Origin of the sequence: Paenibacillus sp. 481 (assembly GCF_021223605.1) — a bacterium.
GTDB lineage: Bacteria > Bacillota > Bacilli > Paenibacillales > Paenibacillaceae > Paenibacillus_B.
On sequence record NZ_CP075175.1, the window covers coordinates 2,538,209 to 2,558,997 of the forward strand.

The window sequence follows — 20,789 nt, forward strand, 5'->3', positions numbered from 1 at the left end:
AATGATGTGGGAAAAACGATCCAAGTTTATTTTTGCGTCGTGCCTCCTGATTGCCGGAACGTTGCTTAGTCAAATGTGCTTGTACGTGTTTTATTTTTTGCTCGACAAGGAATTGAGACTGAATATTTTTCAACTGTGTCAAAGTGTCCTTCAATATTATGGCCTGACACGGTTGGGACATGTATTTGACGCATTTGTCTTCTTAACGGTTGCTCTTATCATTGGTGTAGCTGCTAGACAGCTGTACTTATGCAGGCGCATGTCCAACAAAATGTTAAGGCTTCAAAATGAAGCATTAACGATGCAACTGAATGAGATTTACAGCGAACGGGAGAAGTCGATCACGGTTATCGATCATCCAGAGCCTATTGCGGTCACGATGGGATTGTTTAATCCACGTATTGTGATTTCGACAGGACTCATTCATTTGCTCGACGATGACGAGTTGGAAGCGGTCATACATCATGAAATGCATCATAGACATCAGGCTGACCCGTTGAAGTCATTTGTACTTTATTTGTTTGCCGCGGTGCTATGGTTTATACCGATATTAAAATGGTCACACGAAACATACAAAATGCTCAAAGAAGTGATGGCTGACCATTACTCGATTAATAAGATAGGCAGCGCTACTCCGTTAGCAAGTGCCCTATTAAAGCTGGTGAAGTATAGACGAGCGCAGCAAATGCCTGCTGCTTGCATATCCTTGCTGGATTCGGCTGTTAATTATCGAATTCAAAAGCTTATCGATCCACAGACAGAGATAGGATTGAAGCTGCCAGTGGCACCAGCTATTATTTCGGCACATGCGCTTGTCGTATTATGTCCGGTGTTTATTTACGCACTGTTTTAATTTTTTTAGACAATTACACTACATTATGTAGTGCTAAAGTCACAAAACAAAGATGTGGCTTAAGGTGAAATAGGAGAGGAGATATACTGATGATTCAATTTTTGAGGACGGAAGACAAGTTTGTAAAATGGGTGCTTTTGCTGATTAGGTTGTACTTGGGTTGGGCATGGTTGAAAGCAGGACTTGCGAAATATCAAGGCGGTGGCTTTGACGCTAGTGGCATGCTTAAAGGGGCTATCGCTAACGCGAATGGCGAAAAGCCTAACGTGCCCGATTGGTGGGGAACGTTCCTAGAATCGTTTGCATTGCCGTACGTGGATTTGTTTAACTTTATCGTTCCGCTTGGTGAAGTGCTGGTAGGACTCGGATTGATCGTAGGACTCTTTACGAAGACAGCCGTATTTTTCGGGATCGTAATGAACTTTGCATTCTTGTTTAGTGGGGTTGTTAAAGTTAATCCGACGATGATTATATTGTCGCTGATTATTCTTGTGTCTTTGTACCAAGCAGGCAAAATTGGCGTAGATGGCTTCTTGAAGAAGAAAAATATTTCGTTGTTCAAGGGCAGCCGTTCAAGCGCTGCTTAACATATGATTATCACTTTATAAAATGACTTTAAGAAATTCAGGTTATCGAGAACCCCTATCTTTTTTAAGATGAGGGGTTTTTCTTGTTTATATTCAGGTGCCTGAACTGGATGAGCCAAAATAGACCGCAACCGAAAGAAGTAAGGCCAATTATAGCTCCCGCAGCTGAAATGCCGAGCGAATCAAATAGAAAGCCAAAGATAGCAAAGGACAATTGCATGACACCACCATACGTTGAATAATGGAACGTAAACACGCGTCCTCTTACGGATTCAGGTGTATTTATTTGCAGCAAATACGTATCCAAGGGCACAATGACGCCCGAGCTGATGCGCATTAGAAGCAGCATGATTGCTCCCCATTCGAATGTCGTCAGCTGGGTAAGCAAAGTGAAAAATAGTGCTTGGGTTAAGTAGGCTACCCCGTATGCTAAGTTTGCCCTTCTATGGTCGGACCCTATAAATTGTTTAACTAGCAATGCGCCAATCAATAGACCGACGCCATCGATAGCAAACAACAGCCCAATGCCTAAACCGCCCATATGATAGACGGAATTCCCTAACAAAGGGATGAGGATCGAGTATCCGCCTCCGGCCAAGCCCCAACTAATTCCGATTAAAATGATGGATCGGGCTACACGATTTGTTCGAACCTCCGTTATACCCTCTTTGAGTGCAGCCCAATAAGGCAGCTTATGTACAAGAGTAGCCGAGCGTTCCGACCACTTGATTTGATAAATGCATATGGCAGACCATAGATAGGATACCGAATTGAGGGCGAAGCATAATATAGGTGAAAAAATAGCGGCTGCTACACCTCCAGCAACAGCTCCTACTATACGCATAATGCTCGTTATGGTTGAATTCAAGGCGTTTGCTTCGGGTAAATCTTCTCGTGATACGAGCTGCGAGATAGCTGTTTGTTGAGCAGGGTCGAACAATATCCCGGATATGCCCAGGCATAACGCACCAATATAGAGTAATGAGGGGGCCTGCGTGAGATAGGCCATAATAAATAGCAACGCAAAGACGGCTCGCAGTAAGTCAGACACCATCATGATCGTCCTCTTCGAGAAGAAATCGACTAGAGGGCCAGCAAATGGCCCAATAATTACTGTAGGTAATGAACGGCATAGAAGGACGAGACCCATAGCTGAAGCCGAGTTTGTCATGGTCAACGTGACCTGTCCAAGTGCAATCTGGTTGAACCAGTCTCCCAATACGCTACCGCTCTTTGCTAGCCATAATTTTCGATAGTTGCGATTACGTTGAAGTAGCCCCTTTTTCATGGAATGCTTCATCTCCATCTATTTGTGTACGTATCTTCCTTAGACTCTAGCTCTGAGGGATATTTTAACATAACATAAATGACCTGAAATGAAGAACGGATTAAGTTTGGACGAGTGAATATGTCATGCAGTGTAAAAAAGAAGACCTTAGTATGTTAATAGACATACCTAGTCCTCTTCGTCATTTTATCGTAAAACGTAGCTTTCCATGCGATTCTTTCTCCGCCGCTTTGAACGTTTGCACCATTCTGTCCGCATAATCCCCGAGCTGCTTGCGGGTCTGCTCATAATCACGCCACTCGATTTCGACAGGCAGCTCAACGTCGCACGTCAAGCAGTCCCACAACGCGTCTAGGTTGCCGCCATAATAATCGGGCAGCTTGAGCTGCTGCTGAAGCAACTGATGGAGTTGTTCTTTGGACGTTATACTGCTGCCGTCGATAACGATTTTTTGCAAGCTCACCTCTCCTTTATAGCTCGATTAAGGAATACGTTGAAATGTCCTGTAATGGTCTTCTGTCTTATAGTATAAGCCGTCATTGGAGTATACGAGACGGAATTTACCGCGATGCCCACCATGATAATTAATGTCGGCTTCAGTCCATTTTCGGTTGCTTGCTTTAGGCAACAAACCTTCCGCATTGGAAAATACATCGCCGCCAATACTCATCTTGGGCGCGACGACTTGTAAATTGCCTTCTCGTGGTACCCAGCCGCAATTTTTAGCAGCGGACTTCTTTATATAGTTGGGTGGAAGTTTGTTGTGTTCTTTTAAGTAGGCAACGACTTCATCGTAGGTAGTTAACGGTTGAAGCTGGGGATCAAGTCCACATGTGTGAGCAGTACGTTCTGCACGTGCGGATTGATCCGACTCCAAGGACTTGTCCGACTGAGGTGTTACTTGCTTAGCAGGGGGAAATGTGACACATCCAACCAAGCCTGCAATTAAGCAGACAATATATACAATGCTGAGCGTTTGCACCCACTTTTTCATTGCTTAAGACCACCTCACCATGGATTTTCCTTAAAAGTTATGCCCATTAAAAGAAAAAACCATAAGTATGTTATCCACATGTGGATAGTGATGGCGTAGGATACACGATGCCCGTCTAGTTGCCGCTAGTACACAGAATCGGATTGTCCACATAAAAAAACCGAGTGAACGCATCACGTCCACTCGGTTTAAACCACAGGCTGTTAATTAATTGTGTATTTCTTCGCGTCAATCGTAAGCGTCAGATTAGTCGGTCCACTAATCGGCACGTAGTAAACAAGGCTGAAATCTTCTGTTGCGCCAGGAGCGATGCTCTTCCAAGCGGACAACTTAACCGCTACGCGGTGGAAGTCACCTTTCAAGCCGCCAACGTTGTTGCCCGTGTGGCCTGTAGAAATGACTTTCACATCGTCTCCGCTCCAGCTATTGAAGATCGCAGGTGAAGATGTCGGTACGTCGAACTCAATCACCGAACCGCCTTTAATCGGAACAGCGCTGTTATTCGTCACACGCATAATCGGGTTGATCGGATAGTTCTGGTCACCCAACTTAAAGCCTGTAAACTGAACTTTAACGTCCAGTTTGTCCACTGGAAGTGGAGTTGCGCTGTTTTTGTTGCCATACGGTGTTGCCGCTACAAACTTGCTGTGAATCAAACGAGTCAACGTAGAGCCGATGAAGTACTCGCCTTTGCCGTTATTACGTTGTTGGTGGAAATCATAGTCTCCAGCCAACTCCCAAATCATAATACCGCCAATGCCGTTTTTGACGACATAGTCGGCTTTGGCAGCCATTGATTGCTCATCTTCAGTAGACAAGTATACGCGCTTCTGTGGGTTCCACAACCATGGAGCGACAAGCGTCGCATCGTAGTGGCGTCCATACGTTCCTGTCAGTGGAGCATTTTGCAGGCCGTACATGTTCAGGTACGAGCCTTTAATGCCTTTTTCAAGGTTCATCGTGTGCCACAATGGGTTAGAACCTGCACCAAGCTCTCTACCTTGCTCGTCTTTGTCGTGCCAGATGTTATCAATGCCCACAGCGCCATCGCCGCAAGCTGTTAAGCCTGTTGGACAGTTTTTGCCAACAGCAGTTCCCCACAGACCGTTCGTACCGCCGGTCACATTTTGGAAGCCGCGTGTATAATACGGCACACCGATGTTAATACGTCCTGCTTGCATCAGACCACGCATATAGTGATAAGCCCAGTCTGTGTTCAAATAGCCGATACCACCGTATTGCGCAGTCGAATAGATGCCTGCTTTTTTCAACTCAGCATCGTTGCCATCGTCGAACAAAGCTGCGTTGGGACCTACAAATTCGTTCCATGCGCCGTGAAGGTCATAAGACATAATGTTGACATAGTCCAAATATTTAAGTGCTTGGAACGTTTCCATTCCGCGCAGCAAGTAACCGGAAGATGGAGACGCGATTGTTAAGTAGTAGTACTTGCCGTCTTGAGCAGACGCTTGGTCAAGCTTAACGCGCAACGTCTTCATCAGCTCATCATAGCTTGCCACTAAGCCTTTCAGACGCGGTGTTGAGTAATTCCAGTCAAGCGGATTTCCTGCTTTTTGCATCGTTGTTGGGTATTCGTAGTCGATGTCTGCGCCATCAAAGTTGTATTGACGCAAAAATTGAACAACGGAATCCGCGAACGTGTTAATACCAGCGTGGTTGATGGTGCCGTCTGCATTTGTCGTCATCGAGTAGAAGCCGCCATTTGCAACACGATTGCCTGCATCATCAAAATAGCCGCCTGTTTCCGCCCAGCCACCAATGGACACGAGCGTTTTTACACCAGGGTTTTGCTTCTTGAATTTATTCAGTTGGTTCAGATGACCTTTGTAAGGCAATGTTGGGTCCATTGCTGCCTCTGGATATTCTGGCCAAGTCAGGCCTAACGCTGGATTGCTCGCGGTAGCGCTTCCAACAGAGACTTGGTTGCTGCCATTAATGTGAGCGAACGCATAGTTGATGTGCGTCATTTGCTTCCATGGAATGTCGGAAGCCAAGTATTTAGGCTGATTGTTTTTACCTGTTCTCCAGCTTGTAAAGTAACCGATAATGCGACGTTTGGAGTCGTTAGCCAACTTCTCGCGGCCTTCTTGATCATAGACGTTGCAATATGGAATACCTTTTACGCCGGAGTTATAAAGCCCTTCAGGACGACAAGCATCGTTAGGATCTACTACTCCTGCTTCGGTTGTAACATCCAAGATATTGCTAGCAGCGGATTCAAGTCCTTCGCTGTCTTTTGCTTTTACTGTAAACGTGTACTTTGTATTTGGATTCAAGCCTGCTACCGTTACCGTTGTACCTACAGCCGTCTGTACAGCACCGTTGTAGTATACCGTGTAGCCAGCAACTTGCTTATCATCACTTGATGCAGCCCATGTTAAGGACACGGAATTTGCTGTTTTTGCTGTCAGAGCTAATGTTGTCGGAGCAGTTGGTGGTTGGTTACCTGGCAGTGGTGTTTGGCCAGTTGTAGCCTCTACGATGTTGCTAGCTGCTGACAATAGTCCTTCATTGTCTTTCGCTTTTACTGTAAACGTGTATTTCGTGTTAGGAGTCAGGCCGGCAACGGTTGCGTTCGTAGCCGCAACGTTCTGCTCAGCGCCGTTGTAAGACAAGACGTATTCAGCAACTTGTTTGTCGTCAGTAGAAGCACCCCATGTTAACGATACAGAAGTATACGTTGTACCTGTAACCGTTAAGTTAGCTGGTACCGATGGTGCTTGATTGCCAGGGTTCGTACTGGAGCAAGGGCCCAAGTTCTCCCACACGCCACTTGTGCCTGGCTTCTCACCTTGTGTCCACCACTTTGCACGCCATTCTTGTCCGTTTTCGGACGCAGTGTGGCCGCCTGTATACACTTTTGCTGCACTCCACGCTGCGGAGCAGACTTTAGTTGCGGCATTCGCCACCGCAGGAGCAAATGAAATGGAACTTAATATTAAAGTGAAAATAAGAGAAAAGATAAACATTTTTTTAGTACCATTTTTCATGGCAACTGTACACAAACAAATCCTCTCCTTTGACTAGTTAAATTTCAATTTGAAACAGGAATTTAATTACTTTTATCACCTCCTTGCTTCTATTATAAATACAGTTTGATATAGAAATAGGGGTAATTTTCTATGATTAGGGGGAATTTTGTCTATCAGGAGCGAAAAATGTTGAAATAGAGCCAGTTGTCACCTAAAAGTTTTTTAAAATATTTTTTTGCATCTATTTCCATGCGGCGCTCGTATTAATAGATAAGTACGTTTTCTCTTTACCATTTTAAGGGGGTAACACAATGGGATTTCTCGATGGTTTATTAGGAAATGCATCAGAAGTTAATATTAATGAAGTAAATAAGGAATTCGGTAAGCTGCTTTCCAGCTCTGAACAGATTGAAAAAGCGTATCAGGTCATCCGCGACTTATTTATTTTTACAAATAAGCGTTTGATCTTGGTAGATAAACAAGGAATCACAGGTAAAAAGACAGAGTTCCTATCGATTCCATATAAGAGCATTACGTATTTCAGTGTTGAAACGGCGGGAAGCTTTGATTTGGATGCCGAATTGAAAATTTGGATCTCGGGATCTGCAACGCCAATTCAAAAGAAATTCAATAAGAACTTGAACATTTATTCAGTGCAAGGTGTGCTAGCCGATTATGTGTTGAAGTAGGTTATATGTGAAAAAAGACTACGCTCAAGGTTTCCCTTGTGCGTAGTCTTTTTGTGTTCTGTATTATGGCCAAGGCTGCTCGAACTTCACTCTATCTTCGTCACATAGCTCTGCTAAATGTTCCTTTAGGCCGTCATACCAGTCAGGCGCATCACTGATGACACTGTCCTGTAAACTGTACAGCACCCTCGCAAAGCCGTATAAGTTCGCAAAACGTGCAAAGCGCGGAAATTGATCGACAATCGATTCATCCAAGGGCCGAACGGAGCGGTAGCCCTGCAAAAAGGCTTCAAATAGTTCTCCTGTCTCGTCCTCTTCACGTAAATCTGACGTCGCGGACATAATGTCCATGCCGAACCAATGGTACATGGAATCATCAAAGTCGATAGCGTTAATGCGGGTGTCGCTCTCAGCCCAAAATATATTGTCTTGTTGAAAATCATAGTGAATGAGCCCGTATTGCTCTGATGAAACAGGCAATTCAGATAGCCACTGTGCGATGCGATCGCATTCGGTTCGCGCAGCCTGCTCTGAAGGATGCTGTTCTAAGATGGAACGGACAAATCGCAGGGAGTCCTGCCAGCTTCCGCGCTGCTCGTGCGCAGGGCGGTAGATTTGTGATAACTCATGAAGCGTCGCTAAGGATGCGCCCCACTTTACAGCGTGGAGTCCCACCATTTCATCAATATCGAGCTGCTCACCATCGGCTTCACTAAATGCGACAGCATAGTAAGTTCCGTTCGATGTATGCAGCGATTCGACGAGGTTACCCTGCTTAGATGGCAGCGGAGTAACACACGGGTAGTCGTTTGCCTGTAAATATTGCATAAACTGCAGTTCTGCACAAATGTGTTCATACGAACGATCCTGCTCATGTGCAAAGCGCAAAAAGCAGACGTGTTCATTTTGTTTGAATTGATACACGAAATTGGAGCTCGCACGCCAAAATTGCAGCGAGTCCTTGTCGTAATCCCAATGCTGGATAAGTTGCTTGGCTACGGCATTATCTTTGAGGCCGATCACCATAGTTTGTAAATTCATCATTCGTGTTTTTCCTCCTGCGCTTGGCGAGAGGAACGTGTTCTAGGAGAGAAGCGTCCCTCTCACCAGCATCATTTTATTAGAACGTCCGAGCATTTCATTAATTGTCAATTTAATCACTCCTTCCGAAATATAAAAAAAGGAAATAAGCCACTGTGATAGTTTACCTAAAATTAACCAATTTGTGAAGAGCGAATTGTTTATCCCTTCACGCCGCCAGCCGTTACACCCTCAATAATTTTCTTTTGCAACACGGCGTAAATAATAATAACCGGCACGATACTTATCGTAATTGCCGCTGTAAGCGCCCCGTAGTTCATATTGTACTGGTCGGCAAAGGCGACGACTGCAACGGGCAACGTGCGCAGCTTGTCGCTGGACAAGAATAAATTAGCCATAATGTACTCGTTCCAATGGCTAATAAAGTTCAAAATAAATACGGTGACGAGTGTTGGCAATGTTAGTGGAATAATGATGCGACCGAGAATACCGTAGGTCGACAAGCCGTCCATAATGCCCGCCTCTTCCAATTCTTGAGGAATGGATTTAAGGAAGGCGGCAACAACGAACACGGTTAATGGGATACCAAATGCCGTATAAGGAATAAGCAAGGCAAGCGGCGTGTTGTACATGCCCATATCTTTAATCATTAAATAGAGCGGTATGAGCAGTGACGCAGGAGGTATCAATAGTGACAGCAGCAATAGGCTGTACACGAGCTTGCTAAGTCGCGGGAACTTCATACGGGTGACCGCATAGGAAATAGCTGTCGCCAGCAAAATGGTAGCTACAGTTGAGATGACGCTAATGTATAAGCTATTAAAAAAGTACGTGCCGATAAAAGAATTCGATAACGCGTTCGTATAGTTATCAAAGCTGAACGATTGAGGCAAGCCCCAAGGGTTCAGGGATATTTCAGAGTTGTTCTTAAAGGAAGCGTTAATAATAAAGAACAGCGGATATAAGACAATGATGACATAAGGAATTAGGACGAGATGAGGGACAATACGTTTCATAGATACATTCATTAGTGTTCGACCTCCTTCGTCCTTTTGCTAATCAAATGAAAGATGCCCGCTAATATCGCAGTAAATATAGTAATGATGATGGCAATTGCATTCGCGTAGCCGAAGTCACCTAACTGGTATGCTTGCTTGTACATATAAGTGGCCATCACCTCGGAACTGCCGAAAGGTCCACCCTTCGTCATAATAAGGACGATGTCCAATGCTTTCATTGCACCTGTTATCGACAGGAGCATAACAACGATGATGACAGGACGGATGAGCGGAATCGTTAAATACCACGCTTTGCGCCAGCCTACAGCGCCGTCCATCTCACCAGCTTCCAGCATTTCTTTCGAAATGGCGAAGATAGCGGCCAACACAAGCACAATATAAAATCCAGTCCACTGCCATGCGTTCGTAATTAAAATAGACAACGTCGCCGTCGCCTTATCGCCGAGCCATATTTTTGCCCATGATTCAAGGCCAATCTCTCGCAGAAGCTGGTTAATCAAGCCCGCGTCTGGCGCATAAATGAACTGCCAGATGATTGCGATCGCTGCCGTAGACAGCACGCTCGGCAAGAAGACAGTGACTTTATAAAAGTCTAAAAAGCGACGCACGCCACTTACGAGTACCGATACAAGCACAATAATCGGAACTTGTATAAAGACGGAGAAGGCGACAAAATAAATATTATTTTTGAAGGCAATCCAGAACTTCTCGTCATCGAGTGCCTTCTGAAAGTTCTCTAGGCCGTTGTAGACAGGCTGAGTGATTCCGTTCCAACTGGTCACTGAATATTGCAGCGAGTTGAACAAAGGAACTAAGTAAAATGTGATGTATAACAGCATTGCGGGAACAACAAACAAAAAATACGCCGTATAGTTTTTATGAACTTTGTTCATAACCCATCTCCTATCTGCTATTTAGATGGATGGAGTCGGACGCCTTACGCCTATGCTCGCCATGCACCGTAGCTCGCTGCGCCCTAGCTCGCCATGCCTTCTAGCCCGCTGCGCGAGTGCCGTGCCCTTTAGATCGCTGCGCGAGTGCTACGTACGGCGTCCGAAACCGAACCATTCAACTATTTACTTGCCGGAATTGGCAGCCTCTTGTACTTGTTGCATACGCTCAGCTGCTTTCTCTGGCGTAATTTCGCCACCGATCAGCTCTTGCATCGTGGACTCTAACGTCACCTTAATCTTAGGTTGTACAAGGGAATCATAAGCTGGGAATGCTCCTTTAGCTGCCCCTTGTGCTTCACCAACGGATTTAACAAGCGCATTTGCGCCTTCAATGTTCGTAATATTTTTCATCGAAGGAATACGGCTCGTTTCAACAAGACCACGCTTCTGGTTTTCGATCGTGTAGAAATTTTTAATGAATGCTTTAACCGTTTCAAGCTCTTTATCTTTGACCGCAGCCGAGAAGCCGTAACCGTTCGACCAGCCGCCGTTTATGTAGCCATCTCCAGGGCCGCCTACGTCTGGGAAGCGGAAGAAGCCTGCATGATCTTTAACCGTAGATGTGTCGCCTACGAGAGCATTAATGGCCCAGCTTCCGTCGAACAACAACGCTGCTTTGCCCGTATAGAAGTTTGCTTGGCCTTGCGAATATTTCAAACCGAGTGCGTTCGGATCAATGTAGCCTTTTGTTTGCAGCTCTTGAAGTCGTTTGAACGCTTCAATTACAGCGGGATCAGTCCATTTTGTCTTGCCTGTTGCAAAGCCTTCTTGAATTTCAGGGCCGCCAAAACCGACTATTAAGCTGTTGACGAGCATGTTGACCGACCAGCCATCGCCGCCACCAGCACCAAGGGCAATCGGGATGATACCTTTAGCTTTGAATGTTTCCAACGCTTTGAGTAGCTCATCCCATGTCTTAGGAACTTGTACGCCTGCTTCGTCGAACACCTTTTTGTTATAGAAAAAGCCTTCAATAAAGCCCGACTCTGGCAAACCATACACTTTTCCATCGACTGTAAATTCTCTCAAGTCGAAGAAAGAGTCGGCAATGCCTACTTCTTTCAAAATATCATTCAGTGGCAGCAAACGACCTGCTGCCGCGTAGTTCTTCGTATCGGCACCGCCGAACAAGTTGAAAATAGGTGGCTGTGTGCCCGCGGACATCTCCGCTTTCAACTTCACGTCACGGTTGACTGTATCTTCTACACCATCTAATTCAAATTTAAGACCAGCGACATCCTGCTCCGTCTTTTTCACGACATCTTCGAGGATTTTCAGCGTTAATTTAGCCGTATCACGAACGTTAATGTGACGGATTGTCATACTGAAAGCTTCTTCTCCAGGCTTCTGTGCAGTTTCGGATTGTGGTGTTTTTGCCTCGCCAGCAGCTTTGTTATCAGCTGGTGTCGCCGCATCTTTTTGCCCACAGCCTGCCAGCGCAAAAGTAGCCAGAATCATCGTAGCGAGCAATAGCGTCATCGTTTTTTTCATTTTCAGCACCCCTATTCGTAATTTCATGTCATGAAGAAGCAAGGAAAAAGCGCTTACAAATTGACTTAAAAACGTTATAGTTCCGTCTCACCCCCCCAATAGCATAAAAAGTGTCGAGAGCTTCGATTATGGGCTTACTATATGGACTTATCTTAAGTTATGAGATTGAGATGTTTTTTAGTATAAGGAATACAGAAAGTGAAAGCGCTATCTTAAAGAGCTGGAATAAATGGATATCGAAAACATTTATTAGGTGCATAAGTCGTATTATGTATAAGAAAAGGGTTGTATAGCCAGCAATCCAAATAGGTTTATAGGTCGGACCTATTTCTAGCAACATGCAAGCAATTAAAGGCGTGATTTCATAAACAGAGGTGAGTAGAGCGAAAAAACAAAGCCAAATGTGAAAGTTTTTCGATTCTTTTTGCTTATCCTAATCCTTTTTTTAGGGAACTGTCAAGCAATTGACACGATAGAACTGCATTCATATGAATTCCTCTACATAATGTTGTAAAGAAACCCGTTATTCACCCAAACGAGCTTTTTTCCGTATGGATGTATGGTGATGGTTGGGCAGCAAATTTGAGGATGAACGGAAGGGGGAAGTGCTCTGAAACAACATGATCGTTATACCGTTGCGATAGTCGGTGCAGGGAGTGGAGGAATATCCGTTGCGGCTAGGCTTGTTCGGCAATGTAAGGAGCTGCGTGGAAAAGTCGTGCTTATTGATCCAGCAAGTCATCATTATTATCAACCCCTGTGGACATTGGTGGGGGCAGGTGTCGTTAACAAGCAACAGACGGAGCGGCCGCAGCAATCGCTTATCCCGCGAGGTGTAACTTGGCTGCAAGAAGCCGTGTACGAGTTCTATCCCGAGGAACGCTATGTTTTAACGGAAAAGGGAACACAGGTTCATTATGATTGCTTGGTCGTTGCAGCAGGTATTCAAGTCAATTGGGATCAAATAAAAGGCCTCCGGCAGGCTATCGGTCGGGACGGGGTGTGCAGCAACTATGCTTATGAACATGTGGACAGCACATGGAAAGCGATTCAGTCGTTCAAGGGCGGCAATGCGATATTCACCTTGCCGAACACGCCCGTTAAATGCGGCGGTGCGCCGCAAAAAATTATGTACTTAGCCGATGATCATTTCCGTAAAGCAGGCGTTCGGGATCGGTCAGACGTTATTTTTGCTTCGGCTGGAACGGCTATTTTTGCAGTAAAAAAATATGCGGATGCCTTGCAGCAAGTCATTGCACGGAAAAGCATCACGGCGCGCTACAGGCGCGATTTAGTCGAAATTCGTAAGGATACGAAGGAGGCTGTATTCGAACATCTCGATACGAAGGAACAGGAAATTATCCCGTACGATATGATTCATGTCGTGCCTCCGATGTCGGCACCCGACTTTATTAAACGCAGCCTATTGGCAGATGAGGCTGGCTGGGTTGATGTAGACAAGTTCACGTTACAGCATAAACGGTATCCAACCGTGTTCGCTTTAGGGGATTGCAGCAACTTGCCCACATCGAAGACTGGGGCAGCTATTCGCAAGCAGGCACCTGTTGTGGCCAACAACCTAGTAAGCTTCCTTGCAGGGAAACCGCTGCAAGGAAGCTACGATGGCTACACGTCCTGCCCGCTTGTAACAGGCTATAATCGGCTTGTACTCGCCGAATTCGATTATGACTTGGAGCCACGGGAGACGTTTCCGTTTAACCAAGCCAAAGAAAGATACAGCATGTACGTATTGAAGAAGCAGATGCTGCCCTTTATGTATTGGCATGGAATGCTGAAGGGGCGGCTGTAAGTAGTAATCGGACGCTGCCCCCACTTTTTATAAAAAGGAGTAAGGCCCATTATGTTTATACGAAGCTTCTATAACGACGGGTTGTCCCAGCTTTCTTATTTAGTCGGGTGTCAAAAGACGGGGGAAGCAATGGTTGTTGATCCGATCCGCGACGTCTACCCTTATCTTGAATTGGCGAAAGCGGAAGGGTTTACGATTACCGCTGTGGCGGAAACCCATATTCATGCCGACTACGTTTCTGGCGCTTTGGAGCTTGGGAAGGCGCACGGTGCAACCCTTTACTTATCTGATGAGGGTGACGAGAACTGGAAATATGGCTACGTGAAAGAAGTAAACCATCGGTTATTAAAAGATGGCGACCACTTTCAAATCGGCAACATTCATGTTGAGGTGTGGCACACACCGGGACATACGCCGGAAAGCCTCTCTTTTTTGCTGACCGATAAAGGTGGGGGAGCCAACGAGCCTATGGGCATCTTTACGGGCGACTTCGTGTTTGTGGGTGATGTCGGACGCCCTGATTTACTGGAAAAGGCGGTTGGATTAGTAGGCACAGCAGCCGTCGGAGCAAGTCAAATGTTCGCCTCGTTGCAGAAGTTTAAGCAACTGCCTGAATACTTACAAATATGGCCTGCGCATGGTGCGGGGAGCGCCTGTGGCAAGGCTTTGGGCGCCGTGCATTCTTCGACCATCGGCTATGAAAAGCGCTTTAACTGGGCCCTCTCTCATACGGAGGAGGAAGCTTTTATTGAAGCGCTACTTGAGGGGCAGTCTGAGCCACCTAGTTATTTTGCTCGTATGAAGCAAATAAACAAAGAGGGGCCAGGGCTTCTTTCAAGCTTGCCGGAGCTAAAAAACTGGGACACGGCCATTATGATGCTGCCTTACTTAATTGAAAACGGTGCAATCGTGCTTGATGCGCGCTCTGCCAGCCAATTTGCACAGGGTCACATCGTGGGCTCCTTTAATATTCCGTATCATCGCTCCTTAACTAACTGGGCAGGCTCCCTCCTCTCCCATGAGAGGGCCACTTATTTGTTGGTTGATCAAGAACATGTACTTCCTATCGTACGTCAATTACGAGCGGTAGGCATCGATCAAATTATCGGGTTTATCCATGCGGACTTGTTGCAGTCCACGCAAGATTATGGATTTACGCAGCAAACATATCGGGAAGTGAATCCGCAAGGGGAGGACATGATCGCCGATCGAATCGCGGCCAAGGAAGTATACGTGATTGATGTGCGATCGGAGCAGGAGTGGAGGGAAGGTCATCTTGCAGAAGCCCGCCATATTCCCCTTGGGCAGCTGACTAAGTATCTGGACATTCTACCTAAAGATAAGCAGCTGTTGTTCGTCTGCCGTTCAGGCGTACGCTCCGCGATTGCGACAAGTGTATTGCAAGCGCATGGCTTCTCCGAGGTGTCCAACTTATGCGGAGGATTGATGAGTTGGAGACAAGCCGGATTACCTTTCATTACAGAGTAGCTTCTTCACACCTCTTTACACGTTTCTGTAACCATAGTTTCTGTAACCATAGTTTCTTCAACTTCAGTTTCTCCAACCATAGAGTCACAAACAAGAGAGCCGTCCAAGCATCGCTTGCTACGATTTGTAGATACGGGGAACGGCTCTCCAGAACTATATTTCAAGATAGGGGCCGTCCCGTCTAGGATGTCCTCCTTGATCAGGGCCATAATCAGGCAGATGATAAGCCTCTTCTGCCGTCAATGCCCTGAAACGGGATACTTCCACGAGGTCATTACGAACAAAAAAGGCATTCACTCCTCGTGACTCTGTCCCAATTAAGGAGTAGCCCATTGTCCTTCCTAACTCCGCCAGTGAGCTAAGACTTGCTCCGAAATGCGACGTTCCGTCCCAAATAAATTGTGGATCGTATTGCACGACCATCTTCTTCGGAGGCAGGAACGAAGCGTTGTATTCGATGACGACAACACGAGGCCTATATTCTAACAAAGCGCCCCAGATCCAATAATCGTTGCCATCAATATCAATGGACAGCAAGTCAAACTTATAAGGAATATCCTTTGCTTCAAATAACTTATTAACACTTAGCACATCGACAAAATAATGTACCGGCCTTACCGAGCGGAACGCTGCAAAGTTGTGACACAATTGCTCATAATAGAACGGATTTGCTTCCACCATATAACCTGTCCATTGTTTATGTCGGGATAAATATGCCGTGTTGCTCTCTAGACCGTGTTGTACACCTATCTCAACAAACATTTTGTTCGTCGTTCCGATGCGAGCAAACAGTTCCTCAATAATGCCGTCCTCGCCATTTTGGGAGAACCATTTCCGTTCATAATAATTAATGCTATCACTATAGCTGAAAATGTACATCATGCAGCACCCCTTTCATCCTAGTAGCAACAGCAGCTCTATATGTATATATATTGCATCTCCTGTTAAAAGGAATGGGCAGGCAGTAGCGTGCCACGCATAAAAAATGCCCTTATTTTTCCTTGTGCGTGATTGACAAGTATTGTTCGGATTGATGATAATATAAATAATAATGAAAATCATTATCAAGTAAAGTCTAGTACATAGCATTACGTGTTTGTCCAAATGAGGAGGGATTCGTATGGAGTACAGATTGGAAAAAGATACGTTAGGCGAAGTGAAGGTGCCGGCACATAAACTGTGGGGAGCGCAAACACAGCGCAGCTTCGAGAACTTTAATATCGGCACGGAGCACATGCCAGAGCAGCTTATTCGCGTGTTCGCGATTCTTAAAAAGAGCGCGGCTTTAGTGAATGAGCAACTAGGCAAGCTCGACAGCAAGAAGGCGAAAGCGATTGTTGCGGCGGCTGATGAGGTCATTGAAGGTGATTGGGACGAGCATTTCCCGCTCGTCGTATGGCAGACAGGCAGCGGTACACAGACGAACATGAACGTAAACGAAGTCATTGCTAACCGAGCCAATCAATTGTTGCAACAGAGCGGCGATTCGCTTAGTGTGCACCCGAATGATGACGTCAATAAGTCGCAAAGTTCGAACGACACGTTCCCGACGGCTATGCATGTAGCTGCACTGATCGCGGTTGAAGATCAGGTGCTACCTGCTATTCGCAAACTAAAGGACACGTTGCGTCAAAAGAGCGAGCAATACGAGCACATTATTAAGATAGGCCGCACTCATTTGCAGGACGCTACACCGCTAACGCTAGGCCAAGAGATTAGCGGCTGGCATCGTATGCTGGAGAAGAGTGAAGGCATGATTCAGGCCAGCATGGCAACGTTAAGCGAGCTGGCGATTGGCGGCACAGCTGTCGGCACGGGCATTAATGCTCATCCGCGCTTTGGCGAGCTGGTGGCGGAGCAGATTAGCCAAGAGACAGGCAAGCCATTCGTATCGGCGAGCAATAAATTTCACGCCTTAACGAGCCATGATGAGCTTGTGTACGTGCACGGCGCCTTAAAAGCGTTGGCGGCTGATCTGATGAAGATCGCCAACGATATTAGATGGCTTTCCAGTGGGCCGCGCAGCGGACTGGGCGAAATCTCGATTCCTGCCAATGAACCAGGCAGCTCTATTATGCCAGGTAAAGTGAATCCAACGCAGAGCGAAGCGTTGACGATGGTCGTGTGCCAAGTGATGGGCAACGACGCCGCAATTGGATTTGCGGCGAGCCAAGGTAACTTTGAATTGAACGTGTTTAAGCCCGTTATTATATATAACTTCTTGCAATCATGCAGGTTGTTAGCCGACTCACTTGTGTCATTCAATGACAACTGTGCGGTCGGTATTGAGCCGAATGTCGACGTCATTAAAGACCATCTTGAACGGTCGCTGATGCTCGTTACGGCATTAAATCCACATATCGGCTACGAAAATGCAGCAGCTGTAGCCAAAATGGCGCACAAAGAAGGATTGACTCTGCGGGAAGCAGCATTAAAATCCAATTTGCTGACAGAGGAGCAGTTTGACCAAGTCGTACGGCCTGAACTGATGATCCATCCTAAAGCGTAACGGCTCGTAATAGGCGGTACTGCCCTTGTCATGAAGGAAGGAGCGACTATACGTAATGTGGCAAATTGTGAATATAGCTCAGCACACGTACGGGTTTCAGCCGGAGCATCGCCGCGATGAGGTATGGGCGGCTACAGCGTTCGTGCAGGAACAGGAAGCAGACATTCAAGTGAATGTCGATATCCATATGTACGCGATTTCCAGCGACGGGGAGTACGAGCAGTTGCTGGAGGCGGTACGTTATTTTGCGGATGTAATCGAGCAAAGAAACGGCAAGCATGTCGGGTCTATTCAGTACACATGTAAAGGTGTGCTAGCGAACGGTGTCAACGTTGATGTGCCTGTGACAACCGATAAGCATGGATATAAATTGGTCGATACCGTATTTACGGAGAAGCGATAAATAGGAGAGGGCAGTCGAGTTCGTGGCTGTCCTCTTTTGTTGCATTTTTTTAAAAATATCTCACGATTGAACAACGTAATAAAAAATAATTAGTACTTGACCCTTACGTATACGTGAGGGTGTAAGATGACGGTATCAGCATCAATACTACACGCATTGGCTTAGGAGGATGACCGTGTATACCATCGGAAAAGTGTCTAAAGAAACGAACATTTCGATCCGAACTTTGCACTACTATGATGAAATTGGTTTGCTAAATCCGTCCGTAAATAAGGTCGGCCATCGCATTTACGTTACAGACGATATGATGAGGCTTCAGCATATTACAGCCCTTAAAAAGCTAGGGTTTAAGCTGGCGCAAATTAAAGAGCTGTTGGGCGAGCAAGGAGAGCTTTCGGCAGAGCAGCGGTGGAAAGATGCGCTGGATATGCAAACAGACGCTGTATATCAGGAGATAGAGAAGCTTCGCCAGTTGCAAAAGCTACTGCATGTCACGAGGCACGCGGTGGAGATGACAGGTGAAGTACGGGCAGAGGACATATTTAGGTTTATTAAAGCGCTCCATGTAGACCCAGAAGAGCGAGCAATCTTTCGCGAGCAGAACTTTACAACAGAAGAGCGAGAAATCATCGAGCAGCTTCCAGATCTGCTAGACAATGATGAGCGTTCCCGAAGATGGGCCAAATTGTTGCGTGAAGCTCGCGTGCTCATGGATGAATTTAATGAACCGCCAGACTCACCGCGTGCGCAGCAATTCGCAGAGACGATTGTAAATTTTGCAATGGAAGTATTTCAAGATAACGAGGAACTTGCCGATAAGTATTGGGAAATAGTACGTCCTCAGCCTGGGGAGTCGGAGAAAGTGTATGGATTAAGCTCTGATGTGATGGTGTACATGGATCGACTTGTTAACGTGTGGCTGCAACACAATCCGCAAGAGGCTGGGCGTAAAGGCTCTGGGTTGCGAATAATTGACCATGATTCAAATGGAAGGGATGATACAAATGGATAAAAGTAAACGGAAAATGAGTCCAAGCACAGCGTGGCTGCTACTCGTCGTAGCAGGATTGCTGGAGATTGTATGGGCCTCAGGTTTCAAATATGAACAAGTGCCGCAAATTGTAGTTCTCATCGCCTTAATAGCCAGCTTTAATCTGCTTATTTCGACCGCACAAGTTCTTCCGATCGGTACGGTGTATGCTGTGTTTGCAGGCTTTGGCACGATTGGTACCGTTGTGGTGGATGTGGCGATGGGCGAGCAAGAAATAAGTTTATTAAAAATTGCGATTATCGTCTTTTTGCTAGTATGTATCGTAGGGTTGAAGCTAACAGGGACTGATAGTAAGACTGGTAATGAGCGCAAAGGAAGTGGAGTCTAATGGCGTGGCTATATTTGATCGTTGCGGGCTTGTTTGAGATTGTAGGCGTTATCGGAATTAAGCGAACTGCACAACATAACAGTTGGCTGAACAATGCCATTTTGTTCGGTGGATTTTTTATAAGTTTTAAATTTCTATTGGCGGCTATGGAAACGATCCCACTCTCTACGGCTTATGCGGTCTGGACAGGAATCGGTACGGTTGGCTCGGCTCTTGTAGGCATCATGTTCTACAAAGAACCTAAAGGCATCATGCGAATCATGTGTGTGTTTGGCATTATCGCGGCTGTCATTAGCTTGAAGCTCGTTAGTTAGTCGTGAATTGAGAGAGTCCCTTTTAAAGTCGTTAGGTTCTAATCTAGGTTGTGTTGAAAAAGCGATCGTTTCTCTGTGTTAGACAAGAGGGACGGTCGTTTTGTGTATATGGAAAAGGTGAGTATTGACAACACGAAGGTAAATCCTTTATATTTATCTTGAAATCAAGATATAATAAACGGAATATTTATTTTTATACATATCATTTACGGCCAGCATGGTCGGAGGGGGTACACCTTACATATGACGACTATATCGGAGTCCTCAATTTTTTCGGATATTGTAAAGCAGCGCCGTTCAGCGATGAAGTTTGTTCCTGGTGTTGAAATATCAGATGGAGAGCTGGAGCAACTGTTCAGCATGGTCAAGTACGCGCCATCTGCTTTTAATTTGCAGCATACGGATTATGTTGTGGTAAGAGATGCTGACTTGAAACATAAAATGTACGAAGCGGCGTATAAGCAATATAAGGTTCAGACGGCTTCGGCGGTTATCCTTGTATTGGGTGACAAGCACGCCTATCGAAATGTGGCTAACCTTAACGAGGGCATGCTTCATTTAGGTATTTTGAGTAAGCAGGAGTATGATGCTACGGTATCTGAGGTGACTGGCCTCTATGAGAGCCAAGGCGATTCATTTATGCGTGATGAAGCGATCCGCAACGCAAGCTTGTCTGCGATGCTCTTGATGTTGGTGGCCAAGGAACAAGGCTGGGATACTTGCCCGATGATCGGTTTTGACCCAGAGGCAGTACGTGAAGCCCTGCAAATATCGGATTCCTATGTTCCGGTTATGATGATTACGATAGGTAAGGAAGATGCATCTAAGCAGCGCCCTAGAGGATACCGCAAGCCGGTTGGGGAGTTTGTGCACTTTGATGGTTTTCGTGGAAAATAAGGCATGATGTGTACGGTATAGCAAATAGACCGCGTAACCCTAGCATGGGCGTTACGCGGTCTGTTTTACATTTGCGGAGGT

20 protein-coding genes are annotated in these 20,789 nt (G+C 45.9%); 11 read left to right on the forward strand and 9 right to left on the reverse strand.

Annotated elements, in window-relative coordinates:
* The first annotated feature begins 1 nt into the window (after position 1).
* Both KIK04_RS11115 and KIK04_RS11120 read left to right on the forward strand, forming a co-directional pair.
* A complete protein-coding gene (locus KIK04_RS11115) occupies positions 2-853 on the forward strand; it encodes a M56 family metallopeptidase (RefSeq protein ID WP_232278285.1) in 852 nt (283 codons plus the stop codon).
* Between the two features lie 86 nt (positions 854-939).
* The gene (locus KIK04_RS11120) at positions 940-1,440 is read left to right on the forward strand and encodes a DoxX family protein (RefSeq protein WP_232278696.1); all 501 of its coding nucleotides are present in this window, start codon (positions 940-942) and stop codon (positions 1,438-1,440) included.
* Between the two features lie 64 nt (positions 1,441-1,504).
* Here KIK04_RS11120 and KIK04_RS11125 read toward each other — a convergent pair whose 3' ends face one another.
* The 4 genes from KIK04_RS11125 to KIK04_RS11140 all read right to left on the reverse strand — a co-directional run bounded on the left by KIK04_RS11125 (position 1,505) and on the right by KIK04_RS11140 (position 6,712).
* Positions 1,505-2,728: an MFS transporter gene (locus tag KIK04_RS11125; RefSeq protein ID WP_232278286.1), complete on the reverse strand. Its 1,224-nt coding sequence runs from the start codon at positions 2,726-2,728 to the stop codon at positions 1,505-1,507.
* A 181-nt stretch (positions 2,729-2,909) separates the two neighbouring features.
* On the reverse strand, positions 2,910-3,185 hold the full coding sequence (locus KIK04_RS11130) for a barstar family protein (RefSeq protein ID WP_232278287.1): 276 nt from the start codon (positions 3,183-3,185) through the stop codon (positions 2,910-2,912).
* A gap of 24 nt (positions 3,186-3,209) precedes the next feature.
* The gene (locus KIK04_RS11135; protein WP_232278288.1) at positions 3,210-3,722 is read right to left on the reverse strand and encodes a ribonuclease domain-containing protein; all 513 of its coding nucleotides are present in this window, start codon (positions 3,720-3,722) and stop codon (positions 3,210-3,212) included.
* Positions 3,723-3,925: 203 nt separating this feature from the next.
* On the reverse strand, positions 3,926-6,712 hold the full coding sequence (locus KIK04_RS11140) for a glycosyl hydrolase family 18 protein (RefSeq protein ID WP_232278289.1): 2,787 nt from the start codon (positions 6,710-6,712) through the stop codon (positions 3,926-3,928).
* 314 nt (positions 6,713-7,026) lie between these two features.
* Here KIK04_RS11140 and KIK04_RS11145 point away from each other — a divergent pair, with 314 nt between their 5' ends.
* Positions 7,027-7,404 carry a PH domain-containing protein gene (locus KIK04_RS11145; RefSeq protein ID WP_232278290.1) on the forward strand — a complete coding sequence of 126 codons (378 nt, stop codon included), beginning with the start codon at positions 7,027-7,029 and terminating at the stop codon, positions 7,402-7,404.
* A gap of 63 nt (positions 7,405-7,467) precedes the next feature.
* Here KIK04_RS11145 and KIK04_RS11150 read toward each other — a convergent pair whose 3' ends face one another.
* The 4 genes from KIK04_RS11150 to KIK04_RS11165 all read right to left on the reverse strand — a co-directional run bounded on the left by KIK04_RS11150 (position 7,468) and on the right by KIK04_RS11165 (position 11,908).
* Complete coding sequence (locus KIK04_RS11150; protein ID WP_232278291.1) at positions 7,468-8,448, reverse strand: phosphotransferase enzyme family protein; 981 nt, start codon at positions 8,446-8,448, stop codon at positions 7,468-7,470.
* A gap of 197 nt (positions 8,449-8,645) precedes the next feature.
* Positions 8,646-9,473 (reverse strand): carbohydrate ABC transporter permease, encoded by an 828-nt coding sequence (locus tag KIK04_RS11155; protein WP_232278292.1) that lies wholly within the window; start codon positions 9,471-9,473, stop codon positions 8,646-8,648.
* Positions 9,473-10,357, reverse strand: a complete 885-nt coding sequence (locus KIK04_RS11160) for a carbohydrate ABC transporter permease (protein ID WP_232278293.1) — start codon at positions 10,355-10,357, stop codon at positions 9,473-9,475. Before KIK04_RS11160 ends, KIK04_RS11155 begins: the two co-directional genes overlap by 1 nt.
* A gap of 183 nt (positions 10,358-10,540) precedes the next feature.
* The gene (locus KIK04_RS11165; RefSeq protein WP_232278294.1) at positions 10,541-11,908 is read right to left on the reverse strand and encodes an extracellular solute-binding protein; all 1,368 of its coding nucleotides are present in this window, start codon (positions 11,906-11,908) and stop codon (positions 10,541-10,543) included.
* Positions 11,909-12,518: 610 nt separating this feature from the next.
* Here KIK04_RS11165 and KIK04_RS11170 point away from each other — a divergent pair.
* A complete protein-coding gene (locus KIK04_RS11170) occupies positions 12,519-13,718 on the forward strand; it encodes an FAD/NAD(P)-binding oxidoreductase (RefSeq protein WP_232278697.1) in 1,200 nt (399 codons plus the stop codon).
* A 51-nt stretch (positions 13,719-13,769) separates the two neighbouring features.
* Positions 13,770-15,206: an MBL fold metallo-hydrolase gene (locus KIK04_RS11175; RefSeq protein WP_232278295.1), complete on the forward strand. Its 1,437-nt coding sequence runs from the start codon at positions 13,770-13,772 to the stop codon at positions 15,204-15,206.
* 153 nt (positions 15,207-15,359) lie between these two features.
* Here the strand turns inward: KIK04_RS11175 and KIK04_RS11180 are convergent, their stop codons facing one another.
* On the reverse strand, positions 15,360-16,088 hold the full coding sequence (locus KIK04_RS11180; RefSeq protein WP_232278296.1) for a hypothetical protein: 729 nt from the start codon (positions 16,086-16,088) through the stop codon (positions 15,360-15,362).
* A gap of 238 nt (positions 16,089-16,326) precedes the next feature.
* Between KIK04_RS11180 and fumC the strand changes: the two genes are divergently transcribed.
* From fumC to KIK04_RS11210, 6 genes are all read left to right on the forward strand, one after another.
* Positions 16,327-17,715: a class II fumarate hydratase gene (gene fumC / locus KIK04_RS11185; RefSeq protein WP_232278297.1), complete on the forward strand. Its 1,389-nt coding sequence runs from the start codon at positions 16,327-16,329 to the stop codon at positions 17,713-17,715.
* Between the two features lie 55 nt (positions 17,716-17,770).
* Positions 17,771-18,118: a hypothetical protein gene (locus KIK04_RS11190; RefSeq protein WP_232278298.1), complete on the forward strand. Its 348-nt coding sequence runs from the start codon at positions 17,771-17,773 to the stop codon at positions 18,116-18,118.
* A 175-nt stretch (positions 18,119-18,293) separates the two neighbouring features.
* Complete coding sequence (locus KIK04_RS11195; RefSeq protein WP_232278299.1) at positions 18,294-19,130, forward strand: MerR family transcriptional regulator; 837 nt, start codon at positions 18,294-18,296, stop codon at positions 19,128-19,130.
* On the forward strand, positions 19,123-19,497 hold the full coding sequence (locus KIK04_RS11200; RefSeq protein ID WP_232278300.1) for a DMT family transporter: 375 nt from the start codon (positions 19,123-19,125) through the stop codon (positions 19,495-19,497). The genes KIK04_RS11195 and KIK04_RS11200 overlap by 8 nt, the downstream gene beginning before the upstream one ends.
* Positions 19,497-19,811 (forward strand): DMT family transporter, encoded by a 315-nt coding sequence (locus tag KIK04_RS11205; RefSeq protein WP_232278301.1) that lies wholly within the window; start codon positions 19,497-19,499, stop codon positions 19,809-19,811. The genes KIK04_RS11200 and KIK04_RS11205 overlap by 1 nt, the downstream gene beginning before the upstream one ends.
* A gap of 243 nt (positions 19,812-20,054) precedes the next feature.
* Positions 20,055-20,708 (forward strand): nitroreductase family protein, encoded by a 654-nt coding sequence (locus KIK04_RS11210; protein ID WP_232278302.1) that lies wholly within the window; start codon positions 20,055-20,057, stop codon positions 20,706-20,708.
* Positions 20,709-20,789: the final 81 nt, after the last annotated feature.